The 17,094-nt window shown below is 68.3% G+C and carries 14 protein-coding genes; 6 read left to right on the top strand and 8 right to left on the bottom strand.

Annotation, left to right across the window (positions count from 1 at the left end; translation table 11 throughout):
- Nucleotides 1–10: 10 nt before the first annotated feature.
- The 5 genes from FDK12_RS12995 to FDK12_RS13015 all read right to left on the bottom strand — a co-directional run bounded on the left by FDK12_RS12995 (nucleotide 11) and on the right by FDK12_RS13015 (nucleotide 7,893).
- Nucleotides 11–898 carry a DegV family protein gene (locus FDK12_RS12995; protein WP_137369953.1) on the bottom strand — a complete coding sequence of 296 codons (888 nt, stop codon included), beginning with the start codon at nucleotides 896–898 and terminating at the stop codon, nucleotides 11–13.
- A complete protein-coding gene (leuS, locus tag FDK12_RS13000; RefSeq protein ID WP_137369954.1) occupies nucleotides 898–3,396 on the bottom strand; it encodes a leucine--tRNA ligase in 2,499 nt (832 codons plus the stop codon). Before leuS ends, FDK12_RS12995 begins: the two co-directional genes overlap by 1 nt.
- Before the next feature lie 292 nt (nucleotides 3,397–3,688).
- Nucleotides 3,689–5,206, bottom strand: a complete 1,518-nt coding sequence (glpK, locus tag FDK12_RS13005) for a glycerol kinase GlpK (protein ID WP_104118851.1) — start codon at nucleotides 5,204–5,206, stop codon at nucleotides 3,689–3,691.
- Nucleotides 5,207–5,273: 67 nt separating this feature from the next.
- Nucleotides 5,274–6,017, bottom strand: a complete 744-nt coding sequence (locus FDK12_RS13010; RefSeq protein WP_137369955.1) for an MIP/aquaporin family protein — start codon at nucleotides 6,015–6,017, stop codon at nucleotides 5,274–5,276.
- A 133-nt stretch (nucleotides 6,018–6,150) separates the two neighbouring features.
- The gene (locus FDK12_RS13015; RefSeq protein WP_189636346.1) at nucleotides 6,151–7,893 is read right to left on the bottom strand and encodes a glycerol-3-phosphate dehydrogenase/oxidase; all 1,743 of its coding nucleotides are present in this window, start codon (nucleotides 7,891–7,893) and stop codon (nucleotides 6,151–6,153) included.
- A gap of 124 nt (nucleotides 7,894–8,017) precedes the next feature.
- Here FDK12_RS13015 and FDK12_RS13020 point away from each other — a divergent pair, with 124 nt between their 5' ends.
- Nucleotides 8,018–9,019 carry a sugar-binding transcriptional regulator gene (locus tag FDK12_RS13020; RefSeq protein ID WP_137369956.1) on the top strand — a complete coding sequence of 334 codons (1,002 nt, stop codon included), beginning with the start codon at nucleotides 8,018–8,020 and terminating at the stop codon, nucleotides 9,017–9,019.
- Between the two features lie 96 nt (nucleotides 9,020–9,115).
- Here FDK12_RS13020 and FDK12_RS13025 read toward each other — a convergent pair whose 3' ends face one another.
- Entirely contained in the window at nucleotides 9,116–9,844 is a 729-nt protein-coding gene (locus FDK12_RS13025; RefSeq protein ID WP_137369957.1) for an SDR family oxidoreductase, read from the bottom strand.
- A 110-nt stretch (nucleotides 9,845–9,954) separates the two neighbouring features.
- Between FDK12_RS13025 and FDK12_RS13030 the strand changes: the two genes are divergently transcribed.
- The 5 genes from FDK12_RS13030 to FDK12_RS13050 all read left to right on the top strand — a co-directional run bounded on the left by FDK12_RS13030 (nucleotide 9,955) and on the right by FDK12_RS13050 (nucleotide 13,599).
- The gene (locus FDK12_RS13030; RefSeq protein ID WP_137369958.1) at nucleotides 9,955–10,347 is read left to right on the top strand and encodes a MerR family transcriptional regulator; all 393 of its coding nucleotides are present in this window, start codon (nucleotides 9,955–9,957) and stop codon (nucleotides 10,345–10,347) included.
- A 134-nt stretch (nucleotides 10,348–10,481) separates the two neighbouring features.
- On the top strand, nucleotides 10,482–11,315 hold the full coding sequence (locus FDK12_RS13035) for an aldo/keto reductase (RefSeq protein WP_137369959.1): 834 nt from the start codon (nucleotides 10,482–10,484) through the stop codon (nucleotides 11,313–11,315).
- Nucleotides 11,315–12,190, top strand: a complete 876-nt coding sequence (locus FDK12_RS13040; RefSeq protein WP_137369960.1) for an alpha/beta fold hydrolase — start codon at nucleotides 11,315–11,317, stop codon at nucleotides 12,188–12,190. Before FDK12_RS13035 ends, FDK12_RS13040 begins: the two co-directional genes overlap by 1 nt.
- Entirely contained in the window at nucleotides 12,187–13,299 is a 1,113-nt protein-coding gene (locus FDK12_RS13045; RefSeq protein ID WP_137369961.1) for a glycosyltransferase family 4 protein, read from the top strand. Before FDK12_RS13040 ends, FDK12_RS13045 begins: the two co-directional genes overlap by 4 nt.
- Nucleotides 13,300–13,599: a hypothetical protein gene (locus FDK12_RS13050; protein ID WP_137369962.1), complete on the top strand. Its 300-nt coding sequence runs from the start codon at nucleotides 13,300–13,302 to the stop codon at nucleotides 13,597–13,599.
- Nucleotides 13,600–13,609: 10 nt separating this feature from the next.
- On the opposite strand, the gene FDK12_RS13055 is transcribed toward FDK12_RS13050, so the two are convergent.
- Nucleotides 13,610–15,835, bottom strand: coding sequence for a primosomal protein N' (locus FDK12_RS13055; protein ID WP_137369963.1), 2,226 nt, complete (start codon nucleotides 15,833–15,835; stop codon nucleotides 13,610–13,612).
- 41 nt (nucleotides 15,836–15,876) lie between these two features.
- A complete protein-coding gene (gene metK, locus FDK12_RS13060; RefSeq protein ID WP_137369964.1) occupies nucleotides 15,877–17,088 on the bottom strand; it encodes a methionine adenosyltransferase in 1,212 nt (403 codons plus the stop codon).
- Nucleotides 17,089–17,094 lie beyond the last annotated feature (6 nt).

Raw genomic sequence — 17,094 nt, forward strand, 5'->3', positions numbered from 1 at the left:
GGGGGGAGGATCAGCCTGCGCTCACCGTGACCGCCAGCACGCCGAGGCCTGCGTGCGCGGCGAGGACCGAAGGACATGGCGCCGTCGTCACGCACTCCGCACCCACGGCACCAGCCAGACGCCCGGCAAGGCCGCTTGCGTCGGCCGGATTCCCGAAGTGGTGGACCGTCAACAGCACCGTTCCGGTACGGCCGGCGACATCCCCCTCCACCAGTTCCTGGAGGCGCTGCATTCCGCGCTCGGCGGACCGCATCCGTTCCAGGGGCACGAGCTTTCCGCCCTGCACGTGGAGGATCACCCGAACGGACAGGAGGGTCCCCAGCCAGCCAGCCGCTGCCGTGATCCTTCCCCCGCGGCGCAACTGATCAAGGCTCGGCACGTAGAAGTACAGGGCCGAGGCACGCGCGGACATGGCGGCCGCAGCCGCGGCCTCCTGCAGGCCTGCTCCGGCTGCTGCCGCTGCCAGAGCGGCCAGTGCTGCCCTACCCTGCGCCATCCCCGCTGTCCGTGTGTCGATGACTTCCACGGAGACGCCGACCCTCGACGCCGCCAACCTCGCCGCCTCCACCGTGCCGGACAGCAACCCGGACAGGTGCACCGACACGACGCCGTCGTAGCCTTCCTCTTCAAGGCGCTCATAGACCCGCTCGAACTGGCCGGGCGACGGGCGCGAGGTGCGGACGTCCGCGCCGGCGGCAAGTGCCACCATCAGCGGCGCCGTAACGTCGTCGTGCTCGCCCGTCAGGATGTCGTGCCCGACGAGCACCGGCATGGGGACCACCCGCACCCCCTCGGCCAGTCCACCCGATCGGCTCCACTCGGGAGCGAACCCGGCAGCGGAGTCGGTGACGACCGCGGTACGGACGGACTGCCCGTGCGATGCCGGCGGCCGGCTCATCAGGCCGGGACGATGTTGACCAGTTTGGGCGCCCGCACGATCACGGTCCGGATGCCGCGACCGTCCAGCACGCGCTGGACCTGCTCGCTGGCCAGCGCGAGCTCGCGGAGGGCCTCCTCACCGATGTCCGGTGACACCGTCAACCGGTCCCGCACCTTGCCCTGCACCTGGACGACGGCGACGACGGAGTCCTGCGTGAGGAGGGCCGGGTCGACCGTCGGCCAGCCTGCTGTGGCGACCGTGGCCTCGTGGCCGAGTCGGTTCCACAGGTCCTCGGCCGTGTACGGCGCGAAGAGGCTGAGGATGACGGCAACGGCCTCGGTGGCCTCACGGACGGCGGGATCAGCGCCTCCCGGCCCGGAGTCGATCGCCTTCCGCGTGGCGTTGACGAGTTCCATCAGCTTGGCGATGACGACGTTGAACTTGTTGGCTTCCATGAGCTCGGCGGCGTCGGCGACGGTGCGGTGCGTCATCGAACGCAGCGCGCGGTCCCCCGAGGAGGGATCGACGCCCGGTTCGCTGGTCACGTCCGCGCCGAGCCGCCAGGCACGCGCCAGGAACTTCGCGGAGCCCGACGGCGAGACGTCGGCCCAGTCGACGTCGTCCTCGGGAGGAGACGCGAAGACCATGGTGAGGCGGACGGCGTCGACGCCGAAGCGGTCGAGCTGCTCGCCGAGGTCCACGCCGTTGCCGAGGGACTTGCTCATGGCCTTGCCGCCGTTCAGCACCTGCCCCTGGTTCAGCAGCGCGCTGAAGGGCTCGGTGAAACCGACCATCCCGAGGTCGAACAGGACCTTCGTGAAGAACCGGCTGTACAGCAGGTGCAGGATGGCGTGCTCCACGCCACCGACGTACTGGCCGACGGGCAGCCAGCGGTTGACGGCCTCGGTGTCGAAGGGCGCGGAGTCGAGGTGCGGGTTGACGAAGCGCAGGTAGTACCAGGACGAGTCGACGAAGGTGTCCATGGTGTCCGTGTCCCGCTTGGCGGCACCACCGCACGACGGGCAGTCCACATTGACCCACTCCTCGACGGCGGCCAGCGGTGAGGTGCCCTTGGGCGCAAGGGCCTCCCCGCGCAGGCCTTCGGGCAGCGTGACCGGCAGCTGGTCGTCCGGCACCGGCACCTCGCCGCACGAGGGGCAGTGGATGATCGGGATGGGCGTTCCCCAGAAGCGCTGGCGCGAGAGCAGCCAGTCGCGCAGGCGGTAGTTGATGGTGTGCTCGCCGGTGCCCTGTTCCTCGATCAGCTCGACGGCGCGCCGGATGGCCGTGGCCTTGTCCAGCCCGCTCAACTCGCCCGAGTTCACGAGGGTACCTTCGCCGGTCGTGGCGATGCCGGTCTCAGCGGCGTCGTCCGCGCCGGTGTCGACGACGGTGCGCACCGGCAGGTCGAACGCGCGCGCGAAGTCGAGGTCACGCTGGTCGTGGGCGGGCACGGCCATGATGGCACCGGTGCCGTAGTCCGCCAGGACGTAGTCCGCGGCCCAGACGGGCAGCTTCTCGCCCGTCAGCGGATTGACGGCGTAGCGACCGGTGAACACCCCGGTCTTCTCACGCTCCGTCGCCTGCCTCTCGATCTCCGAGAGGCCCTTGACCTGCTCGCGGTACTGGTCCAGCTCGGCGCGCCGGTCGGAAGTCACCAGGTCGAGAGCCAGGTCGGCGTCGGCCGCGACGACGAAGAAGGTGGCCCCGTACAGCGTGTCGGGACGCGTGGTGAAGACGGTGACGTCGGTGTCCGGCTGGTCGCCGTCGGCCTCGATCCGGAACCGGACGTGCGCTCCCTCGGAACGGCCGATCCAGTTGCGCTGCATCGCGAGGACGCGCTCGGGCCAGTGTCCCTTGAGCTGCTCCATGTCATCGAGCAGCCGATCCGCGTAGTCGGTGATCTTGAAGTACCACTGATTCAGGTTCTTCTTCGTCACCATCGTGCCGCAGCGGTCACAGGCCCCGTTGATGACCTGCTCGTTCGCCAGTACGGTCTGGTCCTTGGGGCACCAGTTCACCGGCGAGTTCCGGCGGTAGGCCAGTCCCTTCTGGAAGAACCGGACGAAGAGCCACTGGGTCCAGCGGTAGTACTCGGGATCGGAGGTGTGCAGCCGCCTGCTCCAGTCGGCGCTGATGGCGTAGCGCCTGAACGAGTTCGCCTGCGTGTCGATGTTGGCGTAGGTCCACTCGGCCGGGTGGGCGTTGCGCTTGATCGCCGCGTTCTCGGCGGGCAGGCCGAACGAGTCCCAACCGATCGGGTGCAGGACGTCGAAGCCCTTCTGGCGGTAGAAACGCGCGGCGACGTCTCCCATGGCGAAGGCCTCGGCGTGGCCCATGTGGAGGTCGCCCGAGGGGTAGGGGAACATGTCGAGCACGTAGCGCCGCTCCCGCTTGCCGTCGTCGGCCGGAGCGAACGCCTGGAGCTGATCCCACACCGCGGGCCACTTCGCCTCGATGGTGGCGAAATCGTAGGTGTTCTCGTCCGGCTGAGCGCCCTCGGGGTTGATGCTCACTGTATGTTGACCTGTCCTGTCGGTGGAACGTCGTCCTGCTGTGCTGCCTGCAAGCTGTGATGCCGCTGTCCGCCCTCGGGGGCACCTCCGTGTGTCCGGGGCCGGACACACAAAAGCCCCTCACAAAGAGGGGCCGCCGCACGGTGGATACCGTGCGGCTAGGTAAGGAGGAGGGTGCGGAGCATGGGTCCACTTTAGCAGTGTGCTCTGCGGGCCGCCCGTCCCTGCCCAGCGTGTGCAGGGCGCACCGGGTTCGTGGGAACCGGGTGCGCCCTGACCGAGCTCGTCCCGACTAGCGGACGTCCTCGTCCACCCAGTCGAAGGTCTTCGTCACGGCCTTCTTCCAGAGGCGGAGCTGGCGCTCGCGCTCGGCGTCGTCCATGGACGGATTCCAGCGCTTGTCCTCCGCCCAGTTGGTCGCGAGTTCATCCGTGTCCTTCCAGAAGCCGACAGCGAGGCCCGCGGCGTAGGCTGCGCCGAGCGCCGTGGTCTCCGTGACCTTCGGTCGGATGACCGGGATTCCGAGGATGTCGGCCTGGAACTGCATCAGGGCGTCATTGGCGACCATGCCGCCGTCGACCCTGAGGTCCTCCATGTTGACACCGGAGTCCGCGTTGGCAGCGTCGAGGACCTCGCGGGTCTGGAAGGCGGTGGCCTCCAGTGCCGCTCGGGCGATGTGTCCCTTGTTCACGAACCGCGTGAGGCCGACGATGGCACCCCGGGCATCCGAGCGCCAGTACGGCGCGAAGAGACCGGAGAACGCAGGCACGATGTAGACGCCGCCGTTGTCCTCGACCGTCGTGGCGAGCTGCTCGACCTCCGGAGCACTCTTGATGATCCCGAGGTTGTCCCGGAGCCACTGCACGAGTGATCCGGTGACGGCGATCGAACCTTCGAGCGCGTAGACCGGCTTGGCGTCCCCGAGCCGGTAGCAGACCGTCGTCAGCAGGCCGTTCTTCGAGTGGACGATTTCTTCGCCGGTGTTCACGATCATGAAGTTGCCCGTGCCGTAGGTGTTCTTCGCACCGCCCTTGTCGAACGCGGCCTGTCCGAACGTCGCAGCCTGCTGGTCGCCGAGGATGCCGGCGACGGGCGTCTCGCGCAGGAGCTGGGAGGTGTGGACGGTGCCGTAGACCTCCGACGAGGAGCGGATCTCCGGCAACATCGACACAGGGACCCCGAAGTCGGCGAGGATACCCTCGTCCCACGACAGCGTCTCGAGATCCATGAACAGTGTGCGGGAAGCGTTGGTGACATCGGTGATGTGCACGCCGCCGTCGGTGCCGCCCGTGAGGTTCCAGGTGACCCACGAATCTGTGTTGCCGAAGAGGAGATCGCCGGCTTCGGCCTTCTCGCGGGCTCCCTCGACGTTGTCGAGGATCCACTTGATCTTCGTACCCGAGAAGTAGGTTGCCAGCGGCAGGCCGACCTTCGCCTTGTACCGCTCGACGCCGCCGTCCTGCGCGAGCTCATCCACGATGTTCTGCGTCCGGGTGTCCTGCCACACGATCGCGTTGTAGACGGCCTTGCCGGTCGTCTTGTCCCAGACGACGGCGGTCTCGCGCTGGTTGGTGATACCGACGGCGGCGATGTCGTGGCGAGTGAGATTCGCCTTCGAGAGCGCCGTGCCGATGACCTCACGTGTGTTGTCCCAGATCTCGGCGGGGTCGTGCTCCACCCAGCCGGCCTTCGGGAAGATCTGCTCGTGCTCCTTCTGACCGGACGACACGATGTCGCCCTTGTGGTCGAACACGATGGCCCTGCTGGAGGTGGTGCCCTGGTCGATGGCGATGACGTACTGCTGCGACATGTCTTACTCCTTCATTGGATGACGACGTGAAAAAGTGGCGCGGCTGAGGGCCGCTCGAGGTGGTTGACTAGGCCGCCGGCGGGAAAGAGATGAACTGGATGACTATGCCTGCCAGGATGCCGCCGATGATCGGTCCGACGATCGGTACCCACGCATAGCCCCAGTCGCTGCTGCCCTTGCCCTTGATGGGCAGCAGGGCGTGGGCGATACGTGGGCCGAGGTCGCGGTTCGGGTTGATGGCATAGCCGGTGGGACCACCGAGCGAGGCACCGATACCGACGACGAGGAGCGCGACGGCGAGGGGGCCGAGGCCGGACGGCGTGTTCCCGAAGGACAGGATCACGAAGACGAGCACGAACGTACCGATGATCTCGGTGACGAGGTTCCAGCCGTAGGAACGAATGGCGGGACCCGTGGAGAAGACGCCCAGCTTGTTGGCGGGATCCGGCTCCTCGTCGAAATGCTGCTTGTAGGAGAGCCAGCACAGGACGGCTCCGAGGATCGAACCGATCATCTGGGCGGCAAGGTAGGCCAGGGCATTGACGAAGTTCTTGTCGACACCCGACGCGAACTGGTCGGTGTCGCCGTTCACCCAGAGACCGACGGTGACCGCGAAATTCAGGTGTGCGCCCGAGAGGGCTGCGACGTAGACGCCGGCGAAGACCGCGAGGCCCCAGCCGAAGTTGACCATGAGAAAGCCGCCATTATTACCCTTGGTCTTGGCGAGCGCGACATTCGCGACCACACCCGTTCCGAGCAACAGCAGCAGCATTGTGCCGAACATCTCGGCGACGAATACTTCCAGAGACATCTTTGACTCCTCTATCTATTCACTTATCGCGGGTGCCGCCGCCTCGACGGCACCCGTTGGTTCCCCCCCGGCAACCACTGCCGTTGGCACTGCACCGCTGGAACAGCGGTTCGACCCGTTGCGGCGGGTGCCGCTACGCGGTCAGGCTCTTGACCTGCACCCGGTGAGCATCGGCGAGGACCTTCTCGGCCAACTCGATCTCCGCTGCCGAGTCCGCTGCGCTCCAGCCCAGAAGCGGAGCAAGGGTCTCGGCGAGCTCTGCGAGCAGCTCCTCGGTGACGAGTCCCCGGAATGCAAGTGACGTACGGCGGATCAGGACGTCGATCAGGTGACCGATCTGCTCGTGCTCGACCATATAGGCGAGCTCTCGCGTGCTCAGCTCCTTGGTCGAATTCAACAGCCTGTCCGGGCCTTCGGCAAGGTATTCGAGGACGTCTTTCGCGCGTGTCCCGTAGCGCGTCAGCAGGACAGCCACACGGGCCTCGTCGAAGCCGGGGCGGACAGCCTGCTCGATCCAGGCGCGCTCGGCGGCGGCGTCCTTCGGGAAGTCCTTGCCACCGCCGATGGCGACTCCCGCGGTCGACGTCCTGCGCGGAACTCCCAGGGCTGCCAGGGTGTCATCGGCAAGGTGCTCGGACAGGGCGCGGAAGGTCGTCCACTTGCCGCCGACCAGGCTCAGGGTCGTGACCGGACGACCGCCGACTGTCTCCTCGCGCTTCTCGATGCGGTAGTCACGCGAGACGAACCCGGGCTGCGTGTCGTCGTGCCGCGGCAGGGGACGGACGCCCGAGAAGCTGTAGACGATGTCGTCCTGGGAGACCTTGATATCCGGGAAGACGTGTCCGATCAGCTCGAAGAAGTACTCGATCTCCTCGTCGGTGCACACCGCCTGCTCATTGATGTCGACGTCGATGTCGGTGGTGCCGACGAGGACGCGGTCCCCCATGGGATAGATCAGGACGATGCGGCCGTCGACGTGCTCGAAGAAGATCTCCGTGCCGTTGCACGCCTCGAGCAACTCCCGGTGGTCGAGCACGATGTGCGAACCCTTGGTGCCGCCCATGAAGCGGGTCTCGGATCCGAGGACGGCGTTGGTGCCGTCGGTCCAGGCTCCGGTCGCATTGACGACGACGTCGGCCTGGAACGTGAATGTCTCGCCCGAGAGCTCATCGCGCAGGACGACGCCGTCGTCGCTGTTGCCGATGGCGCTGACGTAGTTGGCCGCGCGGACGTCCGGGTTGGCGACGTGGCCGTCGCGCAGCACATCGAGCGTAAGGCGTTCGGGGTTGTGCACGGAGGCGTCGAAGTAGGTGGCCGCATACTTGACGTCCTTGCGGAGGTGCGGCATCGCCGCGAGCGCCTTCTTGCGGCCCACGAAGGAGTGGCGGGGCACGTTGCCGCCGTCGCGCGAGAAGAAGTCGTACATGGTGAGCCCGGCCTTGATGAGCACGGCACCGCGCTCGACCTGCTTGCCCTGACGGTGCGTAAGGAAGCGCATGGGAGCGGAGAGGATGCCCGAGAACGTCGTGTAGATCGGGATCGTCGTCTGGAGGGGCTTCACGTAGTGCGGAGCGATCTTCATCAGGGCGTTGCGCTCGATGACGGACTCGCGGACGAGGCGGAACTCGCCGTTCTCGAGGTAGCGGATGCCGCCGTGGATCATGTGGGACGACGCCCCCGACGCTCCCTGGCAGTAGTCGCCGCGCTCGACGAGTGCTACGTCGACACCCTGCAGCGCGAGGTCACGGAAGGTCCCGACCCCATTGATACCTCCACCGATGATGAGGACGGACGCCCGGGGCTTGTCCCTGAGCTCCTGCACCGCGGTGCGGGTCGACGTTGTTGTGCCTTCACCGGTGGTCCGGTCGGCTGGAATGCTCAAGGTACTACTCCGTAACCTCAATGTTTTTGGAATGGTTGCTGCACCTCAATTCTTGGAGCGCTGGGAATAGCAGTCAACCGGATTGCACAAACGTGCATTCGAGGACCAGACTTGCGGGATGACGACGACGAGTGGGGCCGGCGACCGGGATCCCGGTCCCCCTGCCCAGGGCAATCGTTCGCGGGACGCCCTGCGGGCAGCACAGATGTACTACCTGCAGGACCTGACCATGAATGCGATCGCTCGTGAACTGCGGACGTCGCGATCCACTGTGTCCCGTCTCCTCTCGCTGGCCCGGGAGACGGGTCTGGTGCAGATCCAGGTGAACAACCCCTCGGAGCGCGCGCCGGCGCTCGAGCAGCAGATCCGGCGCCGCTTCGGGGTCGAGGCCCACGTGGTGCCCGTCGCGGACGGCATCAGCGACTCCGAGGTGCTGGACCGCGTCGCGATCCAGGCCGCGCGGACCATCGGACCGCTCGTCGACTCGAACGCGATCATCGGCGTCGCGTGGGGGTCGACCCTCAGCGCGGTGAGCCATCACCTCACCCGCAAGCAGACCCACGACAGCACGGTGGTCCAACTCAACGGCGCCGGCAACACCCAGACCACCGGTATCACCTATGCGAGCGAGATCCTCCGCCGGTTCGGGCAGGCCTATGGGGCCCGCGTCGAGCAGTTCCCTGTGCCGGCTTTCTTCGACCATGCCGCGACCAAGACGGCGATGTGGGAGGAACGCAGTGTCCGGAGGATCCTCGACCTGCAGCGTCGCATGACCATGGCGATCTTCGGCGTCGGCTCCATCGGGGCCGGTATCCCCAGTCACGTCTACAGCGGCGGATACCTCGACAGCGAGGATCTCGAGACGCTGGCGCGCGACGAGGTGGTGGGCGACGTCGCCACCATGTTCTTCCGCGCCGACGGCTCCCACCGCGACATCCTGCTGAACGAGCGCAGTACCGGACCGGATCTCCAGGAACTGGGCAAGGTACGGAGGCGCATCTGCGTCGTCTCCGGCGAATCGAAGATCAACGGCCTGCGTGGCGCACTCGCCGCGGAACTCGCGACAGACCTCATCCTGGATGAGGGATCGGCTCGCCGCCTGGTTCATTCGTCGGTCTGACCACGGCGTCGAATGAACCAGACGGGCACCCCTCCCCCGCTGACCGACCGAAGGATCGGAAGGGAGTGAGCCGCGCTCGCCGGTTGCTGCCGAACGTCAGGCGGCAGGTGCGATCTGCGCGTAGAGGGCGGCGGGGTCATGAGCGAGGGAGGCCTTGACCATCGAACTCCACTCGTCGACGACGACTTCGATCGCACCCGCGGCCAGGCCGTCGAAGGAGGCGCGAGGCACGACCGCGGGATCGATCATCGGGCCGTCGTAACCGGCCATGATGTCGGTGTCCGCCGCCCCGAGGTGGACACCCTGCACGAGGGTGCCCTGCGCCGCGAGGTCGAGGCGCACGCCATTTGTCATATTCCACTCGGCCGCCTTCGCGGCTGCGTAGGCTCCGTTACCGGGGAAGGAGAACCACGACAGAGCAGACAGGACGTTGACGACAGCGCCGCCTCCTGCCGCCGCGAGCGTCGGAGCGAACTCCCGGATCATGTCCAGGGTGCCCCAGAAGTGGGTGTCCATCTCGCGGCGAATGACGTCGAGGTCTCCCGTGACGAGAGGTGTCGCGGTGGAGATGCCGGCATTGTTGATCAGCAGCGTGACGTCGGTGGCCGTCCTCGCAGCAGCGACCACCGAGGCGTGGTCGGTGATGTCGAGCGAAAGTACCTCGACGCGGTCGAGGGCAGCGAGCTCACGCGCCTCTGCAGAGTCGGTGCGCCGTGCCGTGGCGTAGACCTTGCGGGCGCCGCGGGCGAGGAGCTCGTCGACGAAACGGCGGCCGATGCCGCGGTTGGCTCCTGTGACGAGGGCGACCTGATCGGTGATGTCCATGGGGGTGTTCTCCATTCTCGCGGTCGGGCCTTGTGCTCGACCTCTTCGGCTACGCTAGGACCTCACGTTGACGTCAAGGGCAAGTCTGCCCGTCAGGACGAGGAGCTCTCATGCGCATCGGCGACATCGCCGAGCAGACCGGAGTCAGCACCCGGGCGCTTCGGTACTACGAGGAGCAGGGCCTGCTGACCGCCGAGCGCACGGCACGAGGCCAGCGCGTGTACGAGGAGCGGGCGATCGAGCGGGTCCACCTGATCCAGCAGCTCTTCGCGGCGGGACTCGCCAGCCGCACGATCGTCGAGCTGCTCCCGTGCGTCGACACCGGTGAGGCGAGCGAAGAGGCGCTCGCCCTGCTCCGACGGGAGCGCGATCGCATCACCGAGAGCATGGCCGAGCTCGAGAAGGCGCGAGCCCAGCTTGATCGGGTCATCGAGATTTCGCTCCACCCCACCCCCGAGCATTGCCCCGCGCTCCGCACCGAGACAGCACTGCGGCCGGCCTGAGTCCAGCAGACAGGCACCACAGCTTCGATTCTGGTCTCACCCACGGATGTGCTCGACGCGTCGGCCCCGATGTCGGGGCGCCCCCGCGAAGGGACCACGGCGGCCCGGTCAGCAGTCCTCGGTAGAGTTCCCTCATGAGCTCCTCCGTTCCCCGCACCGCGCTCGCTGACGGCACCTCGATCGACGTCGTCGGGTACGGGGTCTACAAGGTTCCCCCCGCGGACACCGCCCGTCTCTGCTCGACGGCGCTCGAGGCCGGGTACCGGCTGCTCGACACCGCGGCCCTGTACGGCAACGAGGGCGGTGTCGGCGCCGCTGCCCGGGCCTATCTCGAGGCGGGCGACCGGTCCGACCTCTCCGTCACCTCGAAGGTATGGAACGACGACCACGGCTACGACGCCACTCTCCGCGCCTTCGACGCGAGCATGGACCGGCTCGGGCTCGACCAGCTCGACTTCTACCTCATCCACTGGCCCTGCGCCTCCAGGGACCTGTACGTCGAGACGTGGCGGGCGCTCGTTCGGCTTCGCGACGAGGGCCGTGTCCGGTCCATCGGCGTCTCCAACTTCCAGCAGCTTCACCTCGAGCGCCTGCTCACCGAGACCGGCGTCGCACCGGTCCTCAACCAGGTCGAACTGCACCCCTACCTGCAGCAGCACGAGCTCCGCTCCTTCCATGAGGAGCATGGCATCGCCACGCAGGCGTGGAGCCCGCTCGGACGGGGCAACGTCCTCCTCGACCCGGACATCGGCCGCATCGCAGCGGACCTTGGCCGCACACCCGCGCAGGTGGTTCTCCGGTGGCATCTCCAGCACGGCATCCTGACGATCCCCAAGGCCAGCTCCCCCGAACGGATCGCGTCGAACCTCGACGTGTTCGGGTTCACGCTGGACGACGCACAGCTCGGGGTCCTCGACACGCTGGACCGCGACCAGCGATTCGGCTCGCACCCGGACAGGGTGGGCTGATGCGGCAGGCTGTTCTACGGAACCTGAACTGGGAGGGTACGCTCCAGCGGGTCTGGGACTTCCCGGCGGTGGCCGGATCCGGCGACGGTATGGCGACGACGACGATCACCATGGTGCACGGCTTCCGGGGTGACCATCACGGCCTGCTGCGCCTGGTCGAGGAACTACCCCGTCACAGGGTGATCCTCCCCGATCTCCCGGGCTTCGGCCAGGGGCAGGAACTGCCCGGCACGCACGATGTGTCCACCTACGCCCGGTTCATCTCGGACTGCCTGCGGAAGCTCGCGCCGGAGCCGCGCGTGCTGCTCGGTCATTCCTTCGGCTCGATCGTGGCGGCCGAGGCAGCTGCGCTCGCCCCGGACCTCGCGTCCGTCCTCGTGCTCGTCAATCCCATCAGCGCGCCCGCGCTCGAGGGGCCGAGCCGCACAGCTTCCCGTGTCGCCGAAGGGTACTACGTCGCGGCCGATCGCCTCCCCGAAGCCGCGGGCCGCGCACTCCTCGCGCATCCGCTGATCGTGCGCGCCATGAGCGTCTTCATGGCCAAGACGAAAGACCGAGCGTTGCGCCGATGGATCCACGGCCAGCATGACGCCTACTTCAGTTCCTTCGCCAGCCGCCGCGTGGTGCTCGAGGCGTTCCGCGCCTCGATTTCCGGCACGGTCAGGGACCGGGCGCAGGAACTCACGATGCCCGTACTGCTCATCGCGGCAGAGAAGGATGACATCGGCTCCGTCGCGAGCCAGCGCGAGCTCGCGGCCCTGGTGCCCGACTCCGTCCTCGAGGTCCTGCCCGATGTGGGGCACCTCGTCCACTACGAGAAGCCGCGCGAGGCGGCACGCCTCATCGAGACGTTCCTGGAGACCACACCCGCATGAAGATCCTGTTCGATGCCCGCTTCACACGTACCGACCACCACGACGGCATCAGCCGATACGGAGCGAGCCTGATCGCCGCGCTCGCCGAGACGGACGACGTCGTGATGCTGATCAGCGATCCCCGTCAGCTCGCACTCCTGCCCGAGGTGCCCTCCGTGCTGATCAACAGCCCGCTCTCCCCCGCGGAAGTATTCGTGGCGCGGCGCATCAACCGGATGAAGCCCGACGTTGTCGTGTCCCCCATGCAGACCATGGGATCAGCGGGGCGCCGCTACCCGCTGATCCTCACGCTCCACGACCTCATCTACTACCAGAACCCGACTCCGCCGTCGTTCCTCCCACTGCCGGTCCGCCTCCTCTGGAGGCTCTACCACCTCGCCTACTGGCCGCAGCGACTGCTGCTCAACCGGGCGGACGTCGTCGCCACCATCTCCGACACCACGGCCGCTCTGATCCGGAAGCACCGGCTCACGCATCGTCCGGTCATGCTCGTGGGCAACGCGCCCCAGCCGACCGGGCGCCGCCGCGATCCGGAGGCGCCGAGGTCGTCGTCCCTGCTCTACATGGGCTCGTTCATGCCGTACAAGAACGTCGAGACACTCGTCCGCGCGATGGCCCTGCTCCCCGGCCACACGCTCCACCTGCTGAGCCGCATCGCGCCGGAACGCCAGGCAGAACTCACGGCGTTCGCACCCGCGGACGGGCGGGTGGTCTTCCACGGCGGTGTCTCGGACGCCGAGTACGAGGACCTCCTCGCCGACTGCACGGCTCTCGTCACGCTGTCCAGGGCCGAGGGCTACGGGCTGCCCATCATCGAGGCGATGGCCACGGGTACGCCGGTCGTCGCCAGCGACATCCCGATCTTCCGCGAGGTCGGCGGGAAGGCAGCCCTGTTCGTGGACCCGAACGACCCCGCCGCCGTGGCGGCGGCTGTCCTCGCGCTGGAGGATCCGGCCCGGTGGGCCGAGGCGTCCGCCGCAGGGCTCGAACGGGCATCCACCTATTCGTGGGCTACGTCCGCCGGACAGCTCCGGCTGGCATGCGAGCGCGCGATCGCGGAGCACGGGCGGCGACGCCGTCGCCGTGCGGGCGCTCAGGGGAGGGCCTGAATGGCGGATCTCCAGTGCCCCGCGACGGCGGTGCTGCTCGACGAAGCCGCGGACCCTCCGCCGTGGCTGAAGGACCTGAGGATCGCCCGGCGGTTCACGGCCCGTGACAGCCGATCGGTCGTGTCACTCGTCGACGAGACGGCCGATCTGTACCGCGGTGAGACGTTCGTGGTCGCCGCGCCCTCACCCGCGGTCGAGGAGGCGTTGCGCTACCGCGGCATCAGCGCCTCGGCGCCGCTTGTCATTGAGATCGACTCGGACGGCTGGGGTCGCCCCGCTTCGGACGCGGGCAGGCGCTGAACGGAGACAGCTACAGGACGTCCAGCGCATCGAGCCTGATGTGGACAGGCTCTCCCGTGCGCTTGGCGGACAGTGCGGCCCGGCGGGCCCTCAGCTGCCGCGTGATGCCCGCGGCGGCGCGGTAGGGGAAGAACAGGAGCACGCGGTGGCTGCCGTGCCCAGCCAGGGCGTCCGTGGATGCCGGACCGGTCCGGTCGCTCGGGCGCCTGGCCTCCGCACCTGCACGCGCTGCGAGCAGGGCACCCCGTCGTATGTCGGGGGGCACGGCCGCTGGCCCGACGACGCGGGCCGCGCCCTCGAGGTCGACCCCTTCGAGGAAGTGCTTGAGCGCTTCGCGGCTACCGGTCAGCACCGCGTACCTCACGGCCGGTGGAAGGCCGAGCTCGTGTCGCGCGGCGAGTTCGCGCGAAGCGGCTCCGGCCGCATCCCAGCGGACGAGGTGCCCCACCGCGACGTCGTCGTCGCCCGTGATCACCACGGTACCGCCCTCCGACGACGGCCTCGCGAGGATAGCGGCGGAGAACCAGCGACGCAGTGCGTCCTCTCCCGCGCGCAGCGACTCGCGGCTCAGGAGCGCGTTGCCATCGAGCAGGATCACCGCGGCGTACCCTCCTGGCGCGACAGGCTCGGCGCCCGGGGTCGCTACGACGACGGCGGGCGCATCCTTCACGGTGTCGACGATGTGCTCACCTGCGGAGGAGACCACCGGTACACCGGGAAACGCCCTGCCCAGTTCCTCCGCGGTCCGGGTGGCGCCTGCGACGGTTGCACGAACCCTGGTACCACCACACTCCGCGCATGACCAGTGGTTGTCCGGGCGTGCGCACCACCGGCACGTCAGAGGGGCGTTCCGGCCCGCCTGTGCCAACGGTCCCGCGCACACGGAGCAGCGCGCCGGATGGCGGCACCGGTCGCAGGCCAGAGCGGGAGAGAATCCGGTGCGCGCAACCTGCAGCAGGACCGGTCCGCGCTTCAGGCCGGCCTGCGCCGCCGCCCAGGCGGCATGCGGGATCCGCGCCTGTGCGGCGAGCGGGTCCCGTTCCATCTGGTAGGCATCAGCGGCGTGCACGACGCGGGCCGTGGCCCGGCGCACTTCCGTGCGGTCGGCCTGGATGGCGTGCGCCCACCCCGTGTCGACGAGCCGCTGGGCTTCGGTGCTGCGGGCGAACGACGAGAGCAGCATCGCCGCCCCCTCCTGCTCCGCTCGGAGCAGCGCCACGTCGCGGACGTGCTGGTAGGGTGCGCGCTGTTCCAGGTGCTGGTCGTCGCCGTCGTCCCAGACGCAGATGAGTCCGAGATCGCGCACCGGCGCATACGCCGCGGACCGGGTACCGACGGCGACCGTCGCCTCGCCGTGCAGGATCCGCAGGAAGTTACGGTAGCGCGGCGTCGCTCCGTCCTCCGCCGTCAGCCGTGCCACCGCCGGAGCACCGAGTCTCCTGATGAGCGCCGCCTCGACGCGCGCGAGATCGCGCTGGTCCGGGACGACGACGACGGAGCCGCGCCCGGACGCGGACGCTTCCGCCACGGCATCCGCGATCTCCTCCGTCCACGCCATGCTGCCGAACCCTCCGAGGCTCGTGAGGACCGCCCGCGGAGACTCCCCCGCCCGGAGATGCTGGAGGTAGGCGGGGCCGTTCGGGTAGCGGCGGAAGCTGCCCGAGGGGGACGGCGCCCCAGCCACGGCGGCACTCCCCCCGGGAAGGACCCGACCCGCGGCAGGCCCGGGTGGCAACTGGTCGGGGGCCGGCGAGGGAGCGGCTGTCGCTGCAACGGACCGCGCGACGAATTCGGCCTCGACCCGAGCCATCCGCGGAGGCACGGCCGAGCGCAGCACATCGCTCACCGTTCCGACCGACCGACCGGCAACAGCAGTCGCAAGGGCGAGGATCTCGGGGGCCAGCACCTGCTGGGGCGAGACGATCTTTCCCAACGGCAGGAGCGTCGCCGTCGTACTGGCCTCCGCTACCCGCTGGGTCAGGAACCCGGAGTGCTCACGACCGGCGAAGCGCACCTTGACCCGGACGCCGGGCTGAGCTTCCGCGTCCATGTCCGCGGGCACCGCATAGTCGAAGAACCGGTCGAGGTGCGGCAACTGGGCGTCCAGGATGACGCGGGCGACGGGCAGGGACGCCGCCCGCTCCGGATCGGCCTGGGGCAGCTTGGCGGCGCCGAAACCGTGCAACAGGGAGAGCTGCCCGCTCGAGCCGGTCGTGTCGTGCTTCGTCTCCGTCATGATGCTGCAGCCTCCGGGATGCGGGGGCCGTTCCTCCCGCCTCAGGCGTTGAAGTAGCTCCGAAGCTTGTCCACGCGGTCGGTGCGCTCCCAGGTGAAGCTGTCCTCCTCGCGGCCGAAGTGGCCGTGCGCGGCCGTGCGCTGGTAGATCGGCCGTTTGAGGTCGAGCGCGTTGATGATGCCGAGGGGCCGGAGGTCGAAGATCTCACGGATGGCCGTGCCGATGGATTGCGGATCGACGGTCTCGGTGCCGAAGGTCTCGACGTAGATCCCGACGGGCTGCGCCATCCCGATGGCGTATGCGATCTGGATTTCCGCACGGCGCGCCAGTCCGGCTGCGACGACGTTCTTCGCGACCCAGCGCATGGCATAGGCGGCAGAGCGGTCCACCTTCGACGGATCCTTGCCGCTGAAGGCTCCACCGCCGTGGCGCGCCATTCCGCCGTACGTATCGACGATGATCTTGCGGCCGGTCAGGCCCGCATCCCCGACGGGGCCACCGATCACGAAGGCGCCGCCCGGGTTCAGGATGTGCCGGACACCCGAGGTGTCGAGCTCCGACTCCGCCAGCACTGGTGTGATGACGTGCGCCACGAGATCCGCACGGAGTTCTTCCAGCGATACCTCGGCGGAGTGCTGGGACGAGATGACGACGGAATCGATGGACACCGGACGGTCGCCGTCGTACCCGATGGTGACCTGGGTCTTCCCGTCAGGACGCAGGTACGGGAGGGTTCCGTCCTTGCGGACCGAGGTCAGGCGCTCCGAGAGTCGGTGCGAGAGCCAGATGGGAGTCGGCATGAACACGGACGTCTCGTCGGACGCATAGCCGAACATGATGCCCTGGTCGCCGGCGCCCTGCGCGTCGTACGGGTCCACGCCCGTACCCTCGCGGGTCTCCAGGGACGTGAACACCCCCGAGGCGATCTCCGCACTCTGCTGACCGATGGACACGGAGACGCCACAGCGTGCTCCGTCGAACCCGTTGGCCGAGGAGTCGTAACCGATGCCGAGGATCGTCTTGCGGACGATGTCCGGGATCTCGACGTACGCCTCCGTGGTGACCTCGCCGGCGACGTGCACGAGTCCGGTGGTCACGAGCGTCTCGACCGCGACACGGGACTCGGGGTCCTGCTCGAGGAGCCCGTCGAGGATGGCATCGCTGATCTGGTCGCAGATCTTGTCCGGGTGCCCCTCGGTCACGGATTCCGAGGTGAAGAGGCGCAAGGGGGAATCGGTGCTGGGAGAATTCACGTGCTC

The organism is Arthrobacter sp. NamB2, assembly GCF_005281365.1.
Taxonomy (GTDB): Bacteria; Actinomycetota; Actinomycetes; order Actinomycetales; family Micrococcaceae; genus Arthrobacter_D.